16 protein-coding genes and 1 riboswitch are annotated in these 18,410 nt (G+C 73.2%); all 16 genes read right to left on the bottom strand.

Annotated features, from left to right (window positions below; translation table 11 throughout):
* Positions 1-5 precede the first annotated feature (5 nt).
* Positions 6-1,067, bottom strand: a complete 1,062-nt coding sequence (gene ribD / locus ACQEVC_RS22965; RefSeq protein WP_432880898.1) for a bifunctional diaminohydroxyphosphoribosylaminopyrimidine deaminase/5-amino-6-(5-phosphoribosylamino)uracil reductase RibD — start codon at positions 1,065-1,067, stop codon at positions 6-8.
* Between the two features lie 165 nt (positions 1,068-1,232).
* Positions 1,233-1,405, bottom strand: a riboswitch (FMN riboswitch).
* A gap of 81 nt (positions 1,406-1,486) precedes the next feature.
* Positions 1,487-2,494 carry a GGDEF domain-containing response regulator gene (locus ACQEVC_RS22960; RefSeq protein ID WP_432880895.1) on the bottom strand — a complete coding sequence of 336 codons (1,008 nt, stop codon included), beginning with the start codon at positions 2,492-2,494 and terminating at the stop codon, positions 1,487-1,489.
* Positions 2,491-3,171: a ribulose-phosphate 3-epimerase gene (rpe, locus tag ACQEVC_RS22955; RefSeq protein ID WP_432880892.1), complete on the bottom strand. Its 681-nt coding sequence runs from the start codon at positions 3,169-3,171 to the stop codon at positions 2,491-2,493. Before rpe ends, ACQEVC_RS22960 begins: the two co-directional genes overlap by 4 nt.
* A 38-nt stretch (positions 3,172-3,209) precedes the next feature.
* Positions 3,210-5,333, bottom strand: a complete 2,124-nt coding sequence (locus tag ACQEVC_RS22950) for a xanthine dehydrogenase family protein molybdopterin-binding subunit (protein ID WP_432880889.1) — start codon at positions 5,331-5,333, stop codon at positions 3,210-3,212.
* A 129-nt stretch (positions 5,334-5,462) separates the two neighbouring features.
* Positions 5,463-7,091, bottom strand: coding sequence for an RsmB/NOP family class I SAM-dependent RNA methyltransferase (locus tag ACQEVC_RS22945; RefSeq protein WP_432880887.1), 1,629 nt, complete (start codon positions 7,089-7,091; stop codon positions 5,463-5,465).
* Positions 7,088-8,014 carry a methionyl-tRNA formyltransferase gene (gene fmt, locus ACQEVC_RS22940; protein ID WP_432880884.1) on the bottom strand — a complete coding sequence of 309 codons (927 nt, stop codon included), beginning with the start codon at positions 8,012-8,014 and terminating at the stop codon, positions 7,088-7,090. The genes ACQEVC_RS22945 and fmt overlap by 4 nt, the downstream gene beginning before the upstream one ends.
* Before the next feature lie 7 nt (positions 8,015-8,021).
* The gene (gene def / locus ACQEVC_RS22935; RefSeq protein WP_432880882.1) at positions 8,022-8,642 is read right to left on the bottom strand and encodes a peptide deformylase; all 621 of its coding nucleotides are present in this window, start codon (positions 8,640-8,642) and stop codon (positions 8,022-8,024) included.
* 180 nt (positions 8,643-8,822) lie between these two features.
* Positions 8,823-9,806 (bottom strand): AAA family ATPase, encoded by a 984-nt coding sequence (locus tag ACQEVC_RS22930; protein ID WP_432880879.1) that lies wholly within the window; start codon positions 9,804-9,806, stop codon positions 8,823-8,825.
* Positions 9,807-10,026: 220 nt separating this feature from the next.
* Positions 10,027-12,156, bottom strand: a complete 2,130-nt coding sequence (locus ACQEVC_RS22925; RefSeq protein WP_432880877.1) for a primosome assembly protein PriA — start codon at positions 12,154-12,156, stop codon at positions 10,027-10,029.
* Between the two features lie 59 nt (positions 12,157-12,215).
* A complete protein-coding gene (gene metK / locus ACQEVC_RS22920; protein ID WP_107262802.1) occupies positions 12,216-13,409 on the bottom strand; it encodes a methionine adenosyltransferase in 1,194 nt (397 codons plus the stop codon).
* Between the two features lie 91 nt (positions 13,410-13,500).
* Complete coding sequence (gene coaBC, locus ACQEVC_RS22915) at positions 13,501-14,706, bottom strand: bifunctional phosphopantothenoylcysteine decarboxylase/phosphopantothenate--cysteine ligase CoaBC (protein ID WP_432880874.1); 1,206 nt, start codon at positions 14,704-14,706, stop codon at positions 13,501-13,503.
* A 19-nt stretch (positions 14,707-14,725) separates the two neighbouring features.
* The gene (gene rpoZ / locus ACQEVC_RS22910; RefSeq protein WP_101366725.1) at positions 14,726-14,989 is read right to left on the bottom strand and encodes a DNA-directed RNA polymerase subunit omega; all 264 of its coding nucleotides are present in this window, start codon (positions 14,987-14,989) and stop codon (positions 14,726-14,728) included.
* A gap of 107 nt (positions 14,990-15,096) precedes the next feature.
* On the bottom strand, positions 15,097-15,609 hold the full coding sequence (locus ACQEVC_RS22905; protein ID WP_432880871.1) for a guanylate kinase: 513 nt from the start codon (positions 15,607-15,609) through the stop codon (positions 15,097-15,099).
* A 26-nt stretch (positions 15,610-15,635) separates the two neighbouring features.
* Positions 15,636-15,953 (bottom strand): integration host factor, actinobacterial type, encoded by a 318-nt coding sequence (gene mihF / locus ACQEVC_RS22900; protein ID WP_101366727.1) that lies wholly within the window; start codon positions 15,951-15,953, stop codon positions 15,636-15,638.
* A gap of 171 nt (positions 15,954-16,124) precedes the next feature.
* Complete coding sequence (gene pyrF / locus ACQEVC_RS22895; RefSeq protein ID WP_432880868.1) at positions 16,125-16,967, bottom strand: orotidine-5'-phosphate decarboxylase; 843 nt, start codon at positions 16,965-16,967, stop codon at positions 16,125-16,127.
* Positions 16,968-17,132: 165 nt separating this feature from the next.
* Entirely contained in the window at positions 17,133-18,407 is a 1,275-nt protein-coding gene (locus tag ACQEVC_RS22890) for an adenosylmethionine--8-amino-7-oxononanoate transaminase (protein WP_432880865.1), read from the bottom strand.
* Between the last annotated feature and the right edge of the window lie 3 nt (positions 18,408-18,410).

The raw sequence follows: 18,410 nt of genomic DNA, 5'->3' as shown, positions 1-18,410 counted from the left end.
CTGGTTCAGCCCTCCGTCTTCCGGGGAAACGCGGTGACCCGCAGGTCGGGGCCGACCGGTGTGATGTCGGTGAATTCCAGGTCGATGACCTCGGAGATGGTCTGTGGGCCGGCGTCGGCCAGTGCCGCCGGGCCGGCGCCGAGCAGCTTGGGCGCCAGGTAGCCGACCACCTTGTCGACCAGGCCCGCGGCGAGGAACGCGCCGGCCAGGGTCGGGCCGCCCTCCAGCAGCGCCGCCCGGACACCGCGCCGGTAGAGCTCCGCGAGCAGCCGGGGCAGTTCCACCCGGCCGTCCGGGCCGGCGCCGACCTCCTTGGCGGTCGCCACCCAGGTGGGCGCGGCGCCGTCCCGGACCCGGGCGTCGAGCGGGGTACGACCGGCGCTGTCCACCACCACCCGCAGCGGCTGCCGGATGGCCAGGGTGCCGTCGCGCAGGTTCCGCGCGGTCAGTCTCGGGTCGTCGGCGAGTACGGTGCCGACCCCGGCGATCACCGCGTCGACCGTGCCGCGCAGCGCGTGCACGTCGATCCGGGCCGCCTCGGAGGTGATCCACATGCTGGTGCCGTCGGCCGCCGCGATCCGCCCGTCCAGGGTCGCCGCGTACTTCCAGATCAGGTACGGCCGGCCCCGGCGTACCGCGGTCAGCCAGGCCAGGTTGCCCGCCTCCGCCTCGGCGGCGCGCGTCCCGACCTCGACCTCGACGCCGGCCGCCCGCAGCCGCTCGATGCCGCCGGCCGCGATCGGGTTCGGATCGGGTACGCCGATCACCACCCGGCGGACCCCGGCCGAGATCAGCGCCCCGCTGCACGGCCCGGTACGCCCGGTGTGGTCGCAGGGTTCCAGGGTCACCACGGCGGTACCGCCGCGGGCCCGCTCACCGGCCTGGGCCAGCGCGACGATCTCGGCGTGCGGCCCACCGGCGTACGCGTGGAAACCCTCGCCGACGATCTCGCCGTGCGGGTCGAGCAACACGCAGCCGACCAGGGGATTGGGACTCGTCGTGCCCAGGCCGCGGGCCGCCAGCGCGATAGCCCGGCGCATCGCCTCGTCGGCGGAGACGCCCCCCATGCCGTTTCCCTCTTCCTCGCCCGTCGTCGTGGCGCGCGGGCGGGGTGCGGGAGGGGCACCGGCCGATGGCCGGGCGTGCGGCGGCGGAGCGTGGGGACGGCAGGCGCCGACCCCGGCGGACCACGGGTCGGCGCACACGCACCGGCCGGCGGCCCCATCCGTCCCGCGCGCTGTCTCCCATCCGGACTGTCTGGGTGCGGAAAGTGCCCGCCCCCAACCGTCGGCCCCGGATTCTCACCAGGTCCACCGGGCGGCCGAGGCCGACCGGGTCGCGGGCTTACCGGGCTTGCGCCCGGATCACCGCCGGTTCGGAATTACACCGAGTCCCGCCAGCGCGTGGTGGGTACGGATCGAGTCTTACACGGAACCGGGGCTGTCGGGCCAGTGAGGCGACCGACCTCACAGCGACGTGACCGTGATCACTTCGCCCCGCGCCGCCGCTCCCCCGCGTCGGCCGCCGGTGCCCCCGGGGTACGCCGCCGGTCCATCGCCACGTACGACCCGGGCTGGCTCTTGGCCACCGACTTCATCTCGGAGGCCGCCGCGATCACCTCGAGCGGGTCGGTGAACCGGCGCTCGGGCACCGAGAGCGAGACCCCGATCGAGAGCGTGACCAGGTGGGCCCGCTGGATGTTGCCGCGCCGGTCCTTCAGCTCGACGTAGCCGCGCTTGGCGTCCTCCGGGTCGTAGAGTTCGTCGGCGGTCTTCTCGAAGTCGACCACGGCCCGCTCGGTGAGCGGCCGGACCTGCTCGGGGGCGCAGACGATCACGAAGTCGTCGCCGCCGATGTGCCCGAGGAAGGCCGGCGGCAGCCCGACCGAGACCACCGCCCGGTGCAGGCTGCGGGCCAGCGCGCTGATGAACTCGTCGCCCCGGACGAAGCCGTACCGGTCGTTGACGCTCTTGAACCGGTCGATGTCGACGTAGCCGACCGCGTAGTCGACGCCGCTGCGTACCCGGTCGCCGATCTCCCGGCGGACCCGGGTGTTGCCGGGCAGCCCGGTCAGCGGGGAGACCTCGCGGAACTCCTTGTTGCGGCGCAGCGTGGAGCTGATCCGGGCGACGAGTTCGGCGGTGTCGAAGGGCTTGACCAGGTAGTCGTCGGCACCGGCGGTGAGGCCGTGCACCTTGTCCACGGTCAGCCCCTTGGCGGTGAGCATGATCACCGGCAGCGCCGAGGTCATCGGGTTGGCCCGCAGCCGGCGGGTCAGCTCCAGCCCGTCGATCCGGGGCATCCGCAGGTCGACCACGGCCAGGTCGGGCCGGCGCCGCTCGATCACCTCCAGCGCCTCCTGGCCGTCGCTGGCCTGCGCCACCTCGAAGCCGTGCAGCCGCAGGTTGAACGAGACGAACCGGACGATGTCCTCGTCGTCGTCGACCACCAGGATCAGGTCGGGCCGCTCCTCGGCGGCTTCGTCGACGCTCACGGCGTGGCTGCGGCGCGCTCGGCGAGCCGCCGTAGCTGGGTCACCGCCGCGGCCGGGTCCGCCGCGCCGTAGACGGCGGTGCCGGCGACGAAGGCGTCCGCGCCGGCCGCCGCCGCCTGCTCGATGGTGTCGGCCGCTATGCCGCCGTCGACCTCGATCCGCAGTTCGAGGTGGCCGGCGTCGGCGTGCCGGCGGGCGGTGCGGACCTTGTCGAGCAGTTCGGGGATGAACCGCTGCCCCCCGAAGCCCGCCTTGATAGTCATGATCAGCAATGTATCGAAGCTGGGCAAAAGGTCAAGGTGCGGTTCGATCGGAGTGTCCCGGTCGATCGCCAGCCCGGCCCTCGCCCCCGCCGAGCGGAGGTCCTTGGCCAGCGAGACCGGGTTGTCGCAGGCCTCGGCATGGAACGTCACGTTGTACGCCCCGGCGTCCGCGTAGCTCGGCGCCCAGCGTCGCGGGTCCTCGATCATCAGGTGCACGTCGAACGGCAGCGTGCTCGCGGCCAGCAGGCTCTGCACCACCGGCAGCCCGATGGTCAGGTTCGGCACGAAGTGGTTGTCCATCACATCGACGTGCAGCCAGTCCGCCGTGGACTCCACCGCGTGCACCTCGTCGGCGAGCCGGGCGAAGTCTGCGGCGAGGATGCTGGGCGCGACGATCGGCGCTGGTACGGTCACCGCGCCAGTGTACGAATGCCGGTCACCCCGCGCGCCCGTCACCCTCGCATCGCGGTGGCACCCGCGAAGAACCGGTCCGGGGTGATCGGCAGGTCACGGACGCGTACCCCGGTGGCGTGGTGCACGGCGTTGGCGATCGCCGCGGCGGTGCCGACGATGCCCAACTCGCCGATGCCCTTCGAGCCCATCGGGTTGACGTACGGGTCCTCCTCGACGAGTGTGTGCACCTCGACGCAGCCGACGTCGGCGTTGGTCGCGATGTGGTACTCGGCGAGGTCCTGGTTGACCACGTGACCGAACCGGGGGTCGACCACGCACTGCTCGTGCAGCGCCATCGACAGCCCCATCGTCATCCCGCCGAGCAACTGGGATCGGCCGGTCTTCGGGTTGATGATCCGGCCGGCGGCGAAGACCCCGAGCATCCGGGGCACCCGTACCTCCCCGGTCGCCTCGTGCACCCGGACCTCGGCGAACTGCGCGCCGAAGGCGTACATGGAGAAGCGTTCCCGCTCCGGGTTCGCCGGCATGTCGGCGCTGGCCTCGATGCCGTGCGCCGGCGGGTCGGCGTGTTCGGCGGCCATCCGGGCCCGGAGCCGGCGGGCGGCCTCGACCACCGTGCTGCCCCACGAGGTCATCCCGGACGAGCCGCCGGCGGACATCGCGGCCGGCAGGTCCGTGTCGCCGATCCGCAGCACGATCCGGTCGACCGGTACGGCCAGCGCGTCGGCCGCGATCTGGGTCAGCGAGGTCCAGGTGCCGGTGCCGAGGTCGGCGGCACCGATCGAGACGACGTACCGGCCGTCCGGCTCCACCCGGATCGTCGCCGAGGAACCGGGGAGCTGGTAGACCGGGTACATCGAGGCGGCCACCCCGGTGCCGACCAGCCAGCCCCCGGCGGCCCGCCGGACGCCGGGAGTCGGGTCCCGGCCGGCCCAGCCGAACCGGCGGGCGCCGTCGCGCAGGCAGGCCACCAGGTTGCGGGTGGAGAACGGCCGGTCAAGTTCCGGATCGAGCGGCGGCTCGTTGGCGACACGGAACTCGACCGGGTCCTGCCCGCAGGCGATCGCCATCTCGTCCATCGCCGACTCCAGCGCGTACATCCCCGGGGTCTTGCCGGGGGCGCGCATGATCGTCGGGACTGGCACGTCGAGCCGGACCATCCGGTGCGTGGTGGCGCGGTGCGGCGCCGCGTACATCACCCGGGTCGGCGTGACGGTCTGCTCGGCGAACTCCTTGTGCCGCGCGGTCTGCTGCACCACCTCGTGGCTGATCGCGATGAGCCGGCCGTCCCGGCCGGCACCGAGCCGGACCCGCTGGACCGTCGGGGTGCGGTAGCCGACCTGGGAGAACATCTGCTGCCGGGTGAGCGCCAGCTTCACCGGTCGGCCGGGCACGGCGAACGCGGCCAGCACCGCGAGCACGACGTCCGGATGGGCGTGCAGCTTGCCGCCGAACGCGCCGCCGACGTGCGGCGAGACCACCCGGATCTGCTCCAGCTCGAGTCCGAAGAGCGTGGCGAGCGAGTCGCGCAGCCGGTGCACACCCTGGCTGCCGACGTGCAGGGTGAGCCGCTCGTCGGCCCACTCCGCGATCGTCGAGTGCGGCTCCAACTGGGCGTGCTGGTACCAGGCGGTGGTGTAGGTGGCGTCCAGGCGTACCGCCGCGTCGGCCAGCGCCGCCTCCGGGTCGCCGCGCACGCTGTCGGTGGCGAACCCGCCGTTCGTGACCTCCGGGGCGTACCGGTCGGGATGGTCGGCCCGCAGTTCGACGTCGTGCGGACCGGCCTGGTAGTCCACCCGGACCATGCTGGCCGCCAGGCGCGCCGCCTCCGAGGTCTCCGCCACCACCCCGGCGACGAACTGCCCCCGGTACGCCACCTCGGGCGTCTGCAGGATCACCAGCTCCGGGTCGTCGAACGAGGCGACCCGGGGCGCGTTGTCGTGCGTCAGCACCGCCAGCACGCCCGGCTTGGCCAACGCCACCTCGGTGTGCACGGCGGTGATCCGTCCCACCGCGACGGTGGCCTGCACACCGAACAGGTAGACCGGCCGGGCGACGGGGTGCTCGAAGGCGTACCGCGCGGTGCCGGTGACCTTCGCCGGCCCGTCGAACCTGTCCAGCGGAGTGCCGATGGCCCGGACCGGCAGTGTCTTCCCGTCCACACCTGCAATGTATGTAAGGAACCGTCCCCGGCCACCCGCTTCGGTGGAAGTGGGCCCAAATACCGGCCGCTGCCACTCGCGCCCGCACCGGTGCTCGCGCCGACGACGTGTACGAGTCGGTGCCGGTTCTCAGCCCCGGCGCAGTACCGCCAGGAACATCGCATCGGTGCCGTGCCGGTGTGGCCAGAGCTGCACGGTCGGGCCGTCGCCGAGGCCGGGCATGCCGGCCGGCAGCAGCGGCCGGGCGTCGACGAAGTCGACCGGTACGCCGGAGCGCCGCGCTGCCTCGGTGACCGAGACGTGCGTCTCCACCACGTGCGGCGAGCAGGTCACGTACGCCACCACCCCGCCCGGGCGGACCGCCCGGAGCGCGGCGCCGAGCAGTTCCCGCTGCAGCCGGGTCAGCGCCGGCAGGTCGGAGGGCTGGCGGCGCCAGCGGGACTCCGGACGCCGCCGCAGCGAGCCGAGACCGGTGCAGGGGGCGTCGACGAGCACCCGGTCGAAGGAGTCCTCCGGCAGGTCCTGGTCGCGCCCGACGGTACGCCCGTCGGTGGTCAGCACGGTCACCGGCAGCCCGCGTACGGCCTGGGACACCAGCCGGGCCCGGTGCTCGGCCACCTCGACCGCGGTCAGCCGGGCGCCCCGCTGGGCGGCCAGCGCGCCGAGCAGGCCGGCCTTGCCACCCGGCCCGGCACAGAGGTCCAGCCACCGTTCGTCGGTGCCGTCGACCTCGGCGGCGGCGAGCGCGGCGGCCACCAGTTGGGAGCCCTCGTCCTGGACGTGCGCCCGGCCGTCGGCCAGCACCGCCAGCTCGCCGGGAGCACCACCGGGCAGATAGACGGCGTACGGCGAGAAGGCGCCCGGGGCCCCGCCCACCTCGTCGGCGACCTCGACCGCGTCCGCCCGGCCCGGGCGGGCGCAGAGGTGCACCGGCGGAGGCTGGTTGTCCTCGATCAGCAGCCGGGCGGTCTCCCCCAGGTCTCCGCCGAGCGTCTCGGCGAAGGCCCGCACGATCCACTCCGGATGGCTGTAGGTGAGGGCCAGGTGCCCGACCGGGTCGGTCTCGGCCGACGGGGCCAGCTCGGCCAGCCAGGTGTCGAGGTCCTTGCCGGCGACCTCCCGGAGCACGGCATTGGCGAACCCGGACGCCCCCGGGGCGACGGACCGCACCAGGTCGACCGTGGAGGAGACGGCGGCGTGCGCCGGGACCCGGGTGTAGAGAAGCTGGTAGGCGCCGAGCCGCAGCGCGTCCCGGGGTTGCGGGTCGATCCGCGCGACGTCCCGGCCGGCGGCGGCGGTGAGGATCGCGTCCAGGGTGCCCCGGACCCGCAGCGTGCCGTAGGTCAGTTCGGTGGCGAAGGCCGCGTCCCGGCCGTGCAGCCGCCGATCGCGCAGGATCCCCGGCAGGACCAGGTTCGCGTACGCGTCGTCCCGGTGCACCGCCTCGATCGCCTCGTACGCCGCCTGCCGGGGCAGGTCGACCGCCGGTCGCCCCGCTCGGGGCGACCGCCCCTCCCGGTCCCGCCGGTCGCCGCCCCGGCCACCCCGGTCGGCGCCGTCCCGCGCCCGGCCACCCCGCTCGGCGCCGTCCCGCGCGCTTCCCCGGTCGGCGCCGCCGCTCTGGCCGGTACGCCCGCGGTCGTCGCGGCGATGATCGTCGCGGCGGCGGTCGGTGCCGCCGCCCGGCGCACGGTCGTCGCGGTTCCGGTCGGCTCCGGCCCGTGCGGTGCCGCCGACCTGTCCGGTGCGTTCGCTCACCCGAACTGCTCCCCACCGGCGACCCGGACGCCCCGGGCCCAGTCCGGTGCCGGCATCGCACGCTTGCCGGCCGCGCGCACCTCGCCCAACTCCACCGGTGTGCTGGCGGTACCGGCCAGCACCCGGCCACGCTCGACCAGCAGCTCTCCGGGCTTGAGTTCGGGTGCGTTGCCGACCGGCCGCACCGGGCCGAGCTTGACCCGGTCGCCCCGGAACTGGGTCCAGGCACCGGGCGCCGGGGTGGCGGCCCGGATCCGCCGGTCCACCGCGAAGGACGGCTCCGACCAGCGGACCTCACCGTCGGCGACGGTCAGCTTCGGCGCCAGCGAGACTCCGTCGGCGGGTTGCGGCACCGCCCGCGCGGTGCCCTGCCCGATCGCGTCGAGGACGGTGACCAGCAGTCCGGCGCCACTGTGGGCGAGGCGCTCCAGCAGGTTACCGGCGGTGTCGGAGGGCCGGATCTCCTCGGTCACGGTGCCGAAGACCGGGCCGGTGTCCAGCCCGGCCTCCAGTTGGAAGACGCTGGCGCCGGTGACCTGGTCGCCGTGCAGCACCGCGTGCTGCACAGGTGCGGCACCGCGCCAGGCGGGCAGCAGCGAGAAGTGCAGGTTGACCCAGCCGTGTGCGGGGATCTCCAACGCCACCGGCGGCACCAGCGCGCCGTAGGCGACCACCGGTACGCACTCCGGCGCGAGCTGGCGCAGCCGGTCGAGGAACCCAGGCTCGCGGGGCTTGACCGGAGTCAGCACCTCGATGCCCCGCTCGTCGGCCCAGGCGCCGACGGGTGATCGGGTCACTCCCCGGCCCCGACCGGCCGGGGCATCCGGCCGGGTCACCACGGCCAGCAGTTCGTGCCCGGAGGCGGCGATGGCGTCCAGGCTGGGCAGGGCGACGGCCGGCGTACCGGCGAAGATCAGGCGCACCGGCCCGTCACCGACCCAGACCGAACGGGCTGGCGGAGCGGTCCGAGCCGCCCAGCCCCAGCCTGGCGCCGAGTCCCTGGCGCCGGTTGGCGGGCGGTTCGTGCGGGCTGACCTTGACCACCGGTGGGGCGTCCTGGTCGTACCAGTCCGCCTCCCGGATCGCCTTCATCGCCTCCTTGCGCCCCTCGGCGTCGAGCCGGTCGAGGAAGAGCACCCCGTCGAGATGGTCGGTCTCGTGCTGCACGCACCGGGCCATCAGGCCGGTGCCGACGATCTGCACCGGGTCGCCGTACTCGTTGAAGCCCTTGGCGATCACGTTGAGCCGGCGCTTGGTGTCGAAGTAGAGCCCGGGGATGGAGAGGCAGCCCTCCGGACCGTCCTGCTCGTCGGAGTCGGGGAACTCCAGTACCGGATTGACCAGGTGCCCGAGCACGTCGTCGACGTCGAAGGCGAACACCCGCAGGCCCACGCCGAGCTGCGGCGCGGCGAGGCCGGCGCCGTTCTGCTCCCGCATCGTGTCGGTCAGGTCGGCGACCAGTTTGCGCAGCTCGGCGTCGAAGTCGACGACCGGTTCGGCCGGGGTGCGCAACACCGGGTCCCCGAACAGACGGATGGGCTGGACGGTCACGCGGGACGGCTCCTTCACGGATGGGTTCGGTGGTGCCGTACCCAGTCTACGGGCGCACCGGAGAGACGACCGGCGAGCCGGCCCGCGACGGCGCGCGGCGGGATCGGCGGGGCCGGCCGTGACATCGGTCACGCCCCGGGCCGGACCGACGCGGTGGTGCGGAAGCGGTACGGCGACGGGTCAGGGTTGGGTACCCGGCTCGCCGGCCAGCACGGCGTCGGTGCGCTCCAGGATGTGCTCGGGAAGCGGGAGCTGCGTGCCGTGCGCGGCGTCCCAGTCGTAGATCACGCTCAGCCCGACCTCGGCCCGGAAGTACTCGATCGCGCTGAGCCCGCCGACCACCTGCTCGTCGCACTCGGCGACGAGCTGCCCCGGCACCAGCTTGAAGCCGTTGCGCAGGGCCGCGCTGAGCCGCCGGTGCCCGTCGACCACGAAGAACTTCTCGCCGGTGTAGCCGATCCGCAGCGGCTCCAGGGCCTCCTCGCCGGCCTGCCCGATCTGTGCGACGAAGTCCGACTCCCAGAGACCGCGCAGTCCCTGGATCTCCTGGGTCGGATAGATCCGGGCCGGGTCGAGCAGCAGCAGCGGCGGAGAGTCGCGCAGGATCTGCTGGCCGAAGGAGCCCTCGTAGGCGGCGATGACGTGCTCGACCACCTCGTCGGCGGACGCCTTGGTGCTGTCGCAGATCAGGTCGTAGTTGCGCAGCTTCGCCTTGTCCACGCCGTACCGGACGAGGAAGCGGTTGCGCTCGCTCTCGCTGCGCTCGTGCAGCTTGGCCCGGGCCTCCTCGATGGAGGTGTAGCTCTCCGCCGGGCCGGACGGCCGGGCGAGCACCCGGCGGGCCGCCTCGGTCGGCTCGGTGATCATATGGATCTTGAGAGCGTCCTTGAAGAAGTGCCAGGCGAGCCGGCTGTCGACGATCAACTGCTCGCCGGAGTCCGCGATGTCCTGCTGGAGCTGGTCGACGTAGCCGTCGACCGCCTGGTCCAGCTCGGCGTGCAGGTTGAGCTGGAGCGCGGTCATCTGCCGCTGCTGGGCCATCTCCCGATAGAGGTCACCAACGCTGACCCGGCGCAGACCGAGCCGCTTGGCCAGCTCGATGGAGACGGTGCTCTTGCCGCTGCCAAGGTCACCGTTCAGGACGATCGACTGACGACCGGTCACGACCTACCCACCCCTGATCCCAGATTGCTCAAGATCAATAGTTTGAACGCCGAACCGGCGCGGTCACTCTCCGTCACGCCTCTTGCGTGGAGCATGAGGGGCGATGGTATCACCCGGATCTCCCACCACAGGTCGGACTCTGGGTGCGTCCACCTTCGGGTACCCACTGCGGACGGTAGCCGAAACAACCCTCCGTGTCGGGTTCTCGGTCGGTACCCGGTCAGAAAATGTCCTGCGGATCGACCTGGATCCGTACCGGCTGGCCGGCCTTGCGGGCCGTCCGGAGCGCCGCCGCCTGGTGCAGGGCGGCGGCCAGTGCCGCCGCCCCGGACCGGGGCACCCGGACCAACATCCGCTCCTGCCCGTCCGGGGCCGGCACCGGACCGAGCACCTCGGCGGCCGGCGGCAGCCGGGCCTCGTCGAGCAGCTCCGCCACCGCCGCCGCCACCCCGGTCAGGCTGGCCATCCGGGCGGCCGGCGGAAAGCCCAACTCACGCCGCTCGGCCAGTTCCCGGCCGGCGAACCAACCCGGATCCCAGCGCAACAGCGCCTGCACCGGCGCCAGCGAACCGTCCGCGACCACCACCACCCGGCCACCGGCCGGACCGGGCCGGGCCAACGCCGCCGCCGCCAGCCAGCGGCGCAGCGCCTCCTCGCCGGCCCGCAGGTCGGCCCGGGTCAGCAGCGCCCAGGAATCCAGCAGCAGCACCGCCCCGTAACCGCCCTCGGCAACCGGCTCGGCGCCGGGTGTCGCGATCACCAGGCCCGCGTCGCCGGGCACCGAGCGCAACACCTCCTCCCGCCCCGAGGTCCGCACCGGCACGTTGGGAAACGCCCGGCCAAGCTCCTCGGCGGTACGCCGGGCACCCACCACCGCCGCCCGGAGCCGCCGTCCGCCGCACTGCGGGCAGGCGTACCCGGCGGCCACCCGGGCGCACCACCGGCAGGTGGGAGTGGCGCTGGCCGAGCGCAGGGCGAGCGGACCGGAGCAGTGCGGGCACCGGGCCGGCGCCCGGCACTCGGCGCAGGCCACCGCCGGCAGGTAGCCGCGCCGGGGCACCTGGACCAGCACCGGTGCGTCGGACTTCAGCGCCGCCCGGGCCGCGTCCCAGGCCAGGCTCGGCAGCCGGGCCGAGGCTGCGGCGGGATCGCGGGCCAGCTGCGGGTCGTCGCCGGTCGGCGTGATCCTCGGGGTACGCGCCCGCAGCGTCGACCGGTCGGCCACGATCTCCTTCGCCCAGCCCGTCTCGACCAGCAGCCGCGACTCGGCGGTGCGGGCGTACCCGCCGACCAGCACCGCGGCGTCACCGAGCTGCGCCCGGGTGAGCAGCACCTCCCGGGCGTGCGGGTACGGCGCCCGGGGCTCGGCGTGCAGGTCGTCCCCGTCGTCCCAGATCGCCACCAGCCCGAGGTCGGCTACCGGGGCGAACATCGCCGCCCGGGTACCGATCACCACCGGCACCCGGCCCCGGGAGGCGGCCAGGAACGCCCGGTACCGCCGGGCCGGCCCGAGAGCCGCGGAGAGCGCCACGTGCCGCCCGGTGCCGAGCAGCCCGGTCAGCGCGGCGTCGAGTCGTTCCAGGTCCCGGGCGTCGGCCACCACCGCCACCACGCCGCGACCACTGCGTACGGTCGCCGCCGCCGCCTCCGCGAACCGGCTCGCCCAGTCCTCGCCGGGCAGCGCCGACCAGACCGCCCGGGGTGCCCGACCGTCGGCCAGGGCCCGCAGGAACCCCGGTCCGGCCGGGTAGCTCCGCCAGCCCGCGTCGATGGGACCGGTGTCGCCCGCGACCGATTCGGACCCGGCCGCGCCCTGCACCGACGCCGGCCCGGCGGCGCCCTCCGGCGACTCCGACCCGACCGGACCCGGCGCAGACTCCGACCCGGCAGCACTCGCCGACGACTCCGACCCGACCGGACCCGGCACGGACTCCGACCCGGCCACACCCGGCACCGACTCCGGCCCGACCGAGCCCTGCGGAGTCGCCGGCTCGGGTCCGGCGTGGGTGCCGGCCGCCGGGGGCGGGGCGGCTTCCCGTTCGACCCGGGCGTGCCGGGGCGGGACGGCCAGTCGCAGCACGTCGGCGAGGTTGCCGGCGTACCGGTCGGCGACCGCTCGGGCCAGCCGGGCGATCTCCGGGGTCAGCACCGGCTCGGGCGAGACCAGCCGTTCCAGGTAACTCAGCCGGCCGTCGTGTGCGGACAGTTCGGTCCGGTCCAACAGCCAGCCGTCGACCAACTGGCCGGCGAAGCGCACCCGGACCCGGGTACCCGGCCGCGCCTGGTCGGCCAGCTCGGCCGGGACCAGGTAGTCGAAGGGCCGGTCCAGGTGGGCCAGCGGCACGTCCACGCAGACGCGAGCGACCGGCAGCCCAGGCGCGGGCTGCCGGTCGCTGCGCTTGCTGGTGGTCAGGCTCCCGCGGCCGACTTGAGGTCGGCGGCGCGGTCCGTGTTCTCCCAGGTCAGGTCGGGCAGCTCACGGCCGAAGTGGCCGTAGGCGGCGGTCTGCCGGTAGATCGGGCGGAGCAGGTGCAGGTCCCGGATGATCGCCGCCGGACGGAGGTCGAAGACCTCGCCCACCGCGCGCTCGATCCGGTCCACCGGCACGTTCTCGGTGCCGAAGGTCTCGATGAAGAGGCTCACCGGGTGCGCCTTGCCGATCGCGTACGCGACCTGGACCTCGCAGCGCTCGGCCAGCCCCGCGGCCACCACGTTCTTCGCCACCCAGCGGGTCGCGTACGCGGCCGAACGGTCGACCTTGGACGGGTCCTTGCCGGAGAACGCCCCACCGCCGTGCCGGGCGTACCCGCCGTAGGTGTCGACGATGATCTTGCGGCCGGTCAGCCCGGCGTCGCCCATCGGGCCGCCGATCTCGAACCGGCCGGTCGGGTTCACCAGCAGCCGGTAGCCGTCGATGTCGAGGCCCAGCTCCTCCAGCTCCGGCGCGATGACGTGCTCGCGGATGTCCGGGGTGAGCAGCGACTCAAGCGAGATGTCGGCGGCGTGCTGCGACGACACCACGACGGTGTCGAGCCGGACCGGGCGCAGCCCGTCGTACTCGATCGTCACCTGGGTCTTGCCGTCCGGCCGCAGGTAGGGAATCGTGCCGTCCTTGCGGGTGGCGGAGAGCCGGCGGGCCAGCCGGTGCGCCAGGGCGATCGGCAGCGGCATCAGCTCGGGCGTCTCCGAGCAGGCGAAACCGAACATCATGCCCTGGTCACCGGCGCCCTGGGCGTCCAGCGCACTCTCCGACGAGCCGGAGCGCAGCTCGATGGCGCTGTCCACACCCTGCGCGATGTCCGGCGACTGCGAACCGATCGACACGCTGACGCCGCACGAGGCGCCGTCGAAGCCCTTCTTCGACGAGTCGTAGCCGATGCCGAGGATCGTCTCGCGGACGATCGCCGGAATGTCGGCGTACGCCTTCGTGGTCACCTCGCCCGCGACGTGCACCTGGCCGGTCGTGATGAGAGTTTCGACCGCGACCCGGCTACGCGGGTCCTGGTCAAGCAGCGCGTCGAGGATGCCGTCGCTGATCTGGTCAGCGATCTTGTCGGGGTGGCCTTCCGTGACCGACTCCGAGGTGAACAAGCGACGTACCACGGTGCTCCTAAAGATCTCGAATTGAGTTGGCGCGGCAGTGTAGTCACGGCCGCCTGGTCCCCCGACCCGTGCCCGGTAGCGTGCTACCCGGTCATGACAGGCCGGTTAAGCGCGTTACTACCAGATCCCAGACGCCGTCGGCGAGATCTTCCTTGGATTGCTCGGGAAACACTGTCGCCGAACCGTCGGCGCCGAGCACGACGGCGGTATTGCTGTCGGCCCCGAACACCTTGTCCGGCCCGACCTCGTTGACCACGATCAGGTCGGCGCGCTTGCGGGTCAGCTTCGCCCGGGCGTTCGCCTCGGCGTCGCTGGTCTCGGCGGCGAAGGCGACCAGCACCTGGTCCGGCCGTCGGCGCTCGCCCAGCTCGGCGGCGATGTCGGGGTTGGCCACCAGCTCGACGGTGAGCGTGCCGCCCCGGTCCGACTTCTTGATTTTGTCGGCGGCGTAGGTCGCCGGCCGGAAGTCCGCCGGCGCCGCCGCCATCACCACCGCGTCGGCCGTCTCGGCCGCCTCCAGGGTGGCCTTGCGCAGTTCCTCGGTGGTCGAGACCCGGACCACGTCCGCCCCGGCCGGGTCCGGCAGCGAGACGTTCGCGGCAACCACCGTCACCTGGGCACCCCGGGCCACCGCCGTCCGGGCGAAGGCGTAGCCCTGCTTGCCCGACGACCGGTTGCCGAGGAACCGCACCGGGTCCAGCGGTTCCCGGGTGCCGCCGGCGGTGACCACCACCCGGCGGCCGACCAGGTCCCGGGGCTCGGCGACGCCGCGGGCGAGCACCCGGCGGGCCACCGCGAAAATCTCGGCCGGGTCGGGCAGCCGGCCCTTGCCGGTGTCGACGCCGGTCAGCCGGCCGCTCGCCGGCTCGATCACCAGGACGCCGCGGCGGCGCAGCGTCGCGACGTTCTCCACCGTCGCCGGGTGCTCCCACATCTCGGTGTGCATCGCCGGGGCGAGCACCACCGGGCAGCGGGCGGTCAGCAGCGTGTTGGTGAGCAGGTCGTCGGCGAGACCGTGCGCGGCCTTGGCCAGCAGGTCGGCCGTTGCCGGGGCGACGACCACCAGGTCGGCGGCCTGGCCGAGGCGGACGTGCGGCACCTCGTGCACGTCGGCCCAGACCTCGTCGGCGACCGGCTGGCCGCTCAACGCCGCCCAGGTCGGCGCGCCGACGAAGCGCAGCGCGGAGGCGGTCGGCACGACCCGGACCCGGTGCCCCGACTCGGTGAAGAGCCGGAGCAGCTCGCAGGCCTTGTAGGCGGCGATGCCACCGCCCACTCCGAGTACGACCGCGGTCATCGCCGACGCCCGGACGACCCTACGGCTGGTCGGTCGGCTCGGCGGTGAGCAGACCTGCGTTGATCTCCCGCATCGCGATCGAGAGCGGCTTCTCCTGCGGGGTGGTCTCCACCAGCGGGCCGACGTACTCCAGCAGGCCCTCGCCGAGCTGGCTGTAGTAGGCGTTCACCTGGCGGGCGCGCTTGGCGGCGAAGATCACCAGAGCGTACTTCGAGGTGGTCTTCTCGAGCAGCTCGTCGATCGGCGGGTTGGTGATGCCTTCGGGACTGGCGATGGATCCCACGGAGATAAACCTCGGTGTCTTCTCGACCGCCGGGCGCGGCGGTCAGGTCGGAGTTGGCTCATGGTCTGTGCCCGACTCGAATCCGCGTCGACCGTGTCGGCGTTGCCTCAGGTCGGCGTCAGAAAGGACGAACCGAGCAAGCTTACCAGTTCATCCGCGGCGCGCCCGAGCACGTCGTTCACGACCGTTGCGTCGAATTCGCGACCCGCCGCGCGGGCATGGTCCCAGGTCGGGGCCAGGTAGACCAGCCGGGCCTGCGGCATCGCCGCCCGCACCTGCCGGGCGCCCCGGAGGTCGATCGGGAGCAGCACCGGTTGGCCGGCCGACAACCGGATCCGCACCGGCTCGCCCGGCGTGCCGTACCGGTGGACGCCAATTTCCGACCACTCCAGCAACTGTCCGTCGTCGAGTAGCCGGCCGAATTCGGCCCGGCTGACGAAGCGATAGTGCACTCCGTCGATCTCGTGACGACGACGGGGCCGGGTGGTCACCGGGACCGGTAGCCACAACTGGCGCGATCGGGCCCGGACGAGTTCTGTCACGCTGTCCTTGCCGGCCCCGGAGGGACCGGCAAGGACCGTGAGACGAGCCGCTGGGCGGACATCGTCATGCGTACCCACTGCTTGTTTCTACACGGCGAGTGGAACTAGTTCGCCGAGAATTCTCCAAGCAGTGCCTTGCGCTGCTGCTCGCCGAGGCCACGGAGGCGACGGCTGTCGGCGATCTTGAGCTTCTCCATGATCTGGGTGGCCCGGATCTTGCCGATTCCCGGCATGGCCTGAAGTACGGCCGATACCTTCAGCTTGCCGACCACGTCGTCCGACTCCGCACGGTCGAGGACGGCGGCGAGGTTGGTCTTGCCCTGCTTGAGCTCTTCCTTGAGCTTCGCCCGGGCCTTGCGGATCTCCGCGGCCTTCTCCAGCGCGGCTGCGCGCTGTTCGGGGCTCAGTTGGGGGAGCGGCACCAGTTCTCCTCAGGTCCCTATCGCGACGGGCGGGACGCGCCGTCGCATCTGTGAAACGTGGTGTGCCTGGCAACCAAAGGGGTATGTGGTTCCCAGCGCCGGGAAAACTAGCGGCCAACGGAGCTTTCGGCAACGTGGGCACGCCATGATCATGTCAGCGTAACCATGAGATCACTGACCGGCAGCGGTCAGCGCGGCCCGACAATCGGCAAGCGCCCGGTCCGCCGCGGCGCGCAACGCGGCCGGATCAGGGCCCGCGCCGAGCACCTCCCGGGAGTACGACGGGAGCACTCTGGAGAGCTCGCCGCCGAAGACCGTACGCAGGTCGTCGGCGCGTCCGCCCTGCGCGCCGAGGCCCGGCGCGAGCAGTGGACCGCCCACCCCGGAGAGGTCGTGCCCGGTCTCGCCGATGGTGGCGCCGACCACCAATCCGAAGCTGCCGAGCGGCTCCGCACCCGCGTTGAGCTGCGAAATCTCTTCAATGATCGTTTGCGCGACGGTGCGCCCGTCGGCGCCGACGGCGCGCTGGACGCTGGCGCCCTCGGGATTGGAGGTGAGCGCCAACACGAAGACGCCGCCGCCGTGCTTGCGCGCCGCGTCGAACATCGGGGCGAGCGAGCCGACCCCCAGGAAGGGGCTCGCGGTGACCGCGTCGACATACATCGGGCTGGATGGATCCAGGTACGCGTCGGCGTACGCGGCGACCGTGGAGCCGATGTCGCCGCGCTTGACGTCAAGCAGAACGAGCACGCCCGCGCCCCGCAACTGTCGGATAATTGACTCAAGTACGCCGACCCCGCGCGACCCGAAGCGCTCGAAAAATGCCGACTGCGGCTTGACGACCGCGACCCGGTCGCCGAGCGCCTCGACCACCGTCTCGCTGAACCGGGCCACCCCGTCGACGTCGTCGGTCAGGCCCCACCGGGCCAGTAGCGCGGGATGGGGGTCGATGCCGACGCAGAGCGGTCCGCGCTCCGCCATCGCCCGGTGCAGCCGACTGCCGAAGGTCTCCATTCGCCTCTCCTCTCCGCCAGCGCCATGACCTTCTGTCATGTCGCCGCGACTAACCGTCATGTCTCCGGTCCGCCGCACCCGGCCGGCCGGATACCGCGGCGGCGGGCTCCACCGCACCGGGGGCCTCTCGGCGCGTCCGGTCGGCCGGCCCCGGTAGCCGCGCGGTCAGCCGGCCTCGGCGGCCGCGCCGATCGCCGTACAGATCCGGGCGAGGTCGTCGTCCCCGGTGACGTACGGCGGCATCGTGTAGATCAGGTCCCGGAACGGGCGCAGCCAGACCCCGTACGCCGCCGCGGCCTCGGTCGCCGCCCCCAGCTTCACGTCGTGGTCGAGCTGCACCACGCCGATCGCGCCCAGCACCCGGACGTCGGCCACCCCGGCGGCGCCCCGTAGCGGCGCCAGACCGTCCGAGAGCCCGGCGGAGATCCTCGCTACGTCCATTGCCCAGTTTCGGGCCCGTAGCAGCCCGATAGAGGCGTTTGCGACGGCACAGGCAAGCGGGTTCCCCATGAAGGTGGGGCCGTGCGCCAGCACCCCGGTAGCGGAGATCCCCTCGGCGATCTCGGGGGTGCAGAGCGTGGCGGCCAGGCTCAGGTAGCCGCCGGTGAGCGCCTTGCCCAGACACATCACGTCCGGGGTCACAGACGCGTGCCCGGCCGCGAAGAGCGCGCCGGTCCGGCCGAAGCCGGTGGCGATCTCGTCGAAGATCAGCACGATGTCGTGCTCGGTGCAGAGCTCGCGGAGCAGCCGCAGGTACTCCGGGTTGTGGAAGCGCATCCCACCGGCGCCCTGCACCACCGGTTCGACGATCACCGCGGCGAGTTCACCGGCATGCCGGTGCAGCGCGTCGGCGAGCGCGGTCGCGTACGCCGAGTCGACCGGGGCGGCGAAGCCGGGCGGCGGCAGGTCGGCGAAGACCTGCCGGGGCAGTACGCCGGTCCAGAGCGAGTGCATCCCGCCGACCGGGTCGCAGACGCTCATCGGATGGAAGGTGTCCCCGTGGTAGCCGCCCCGCCAGGTGGCCAGCCGGTGCCGCTGGGGGCGTCCCCGGCCGCGCTGGTACTGCACCGCCATCTTGACCGCCACCTCGACGGAGACCGAGCCGGAGTCGCAGAGGAAGACGTGTTCCAGCCCGGGTGGCGTGATCTCCACCAGGGTGCTTGCCAGCCGGACGGCGGGCTCGTGGGTGAGGCCGCCGAACATCACGTGGCTCATCCGGCCGAGCTGGTCGGTGACGGCGGCGTCCAGCACCGGATGCCGGTACCCGTGGATCGCCGCCCACCACGACGACATGCCGTCGACGAGTTCCCGGCCGTCGGCCAAGCGCAGCCGGACCCCCTCGGCGCTTTCCACCACGGCGGGGTCGGTGCTGGCCGGCATCGGGGCGTACGGGTGCCAGACGTGTGCCCGGTCGGCCGCGACGATCTCCTCCGGGGTCACCGG

It is taken from the genome of Plantactinospora sp. CA-294935 (assembly GCF_050936445.1).
In the GTDB taxonomy this organism is placed as follows: Bacteria; Actinomycetota; Actinomycetes; order Mycobacteriales; family Micromonosporaceae; genus Plantactinospora.
This window is presented reverse-complemented; position numbering and strand designations above follow the sequence as displayed.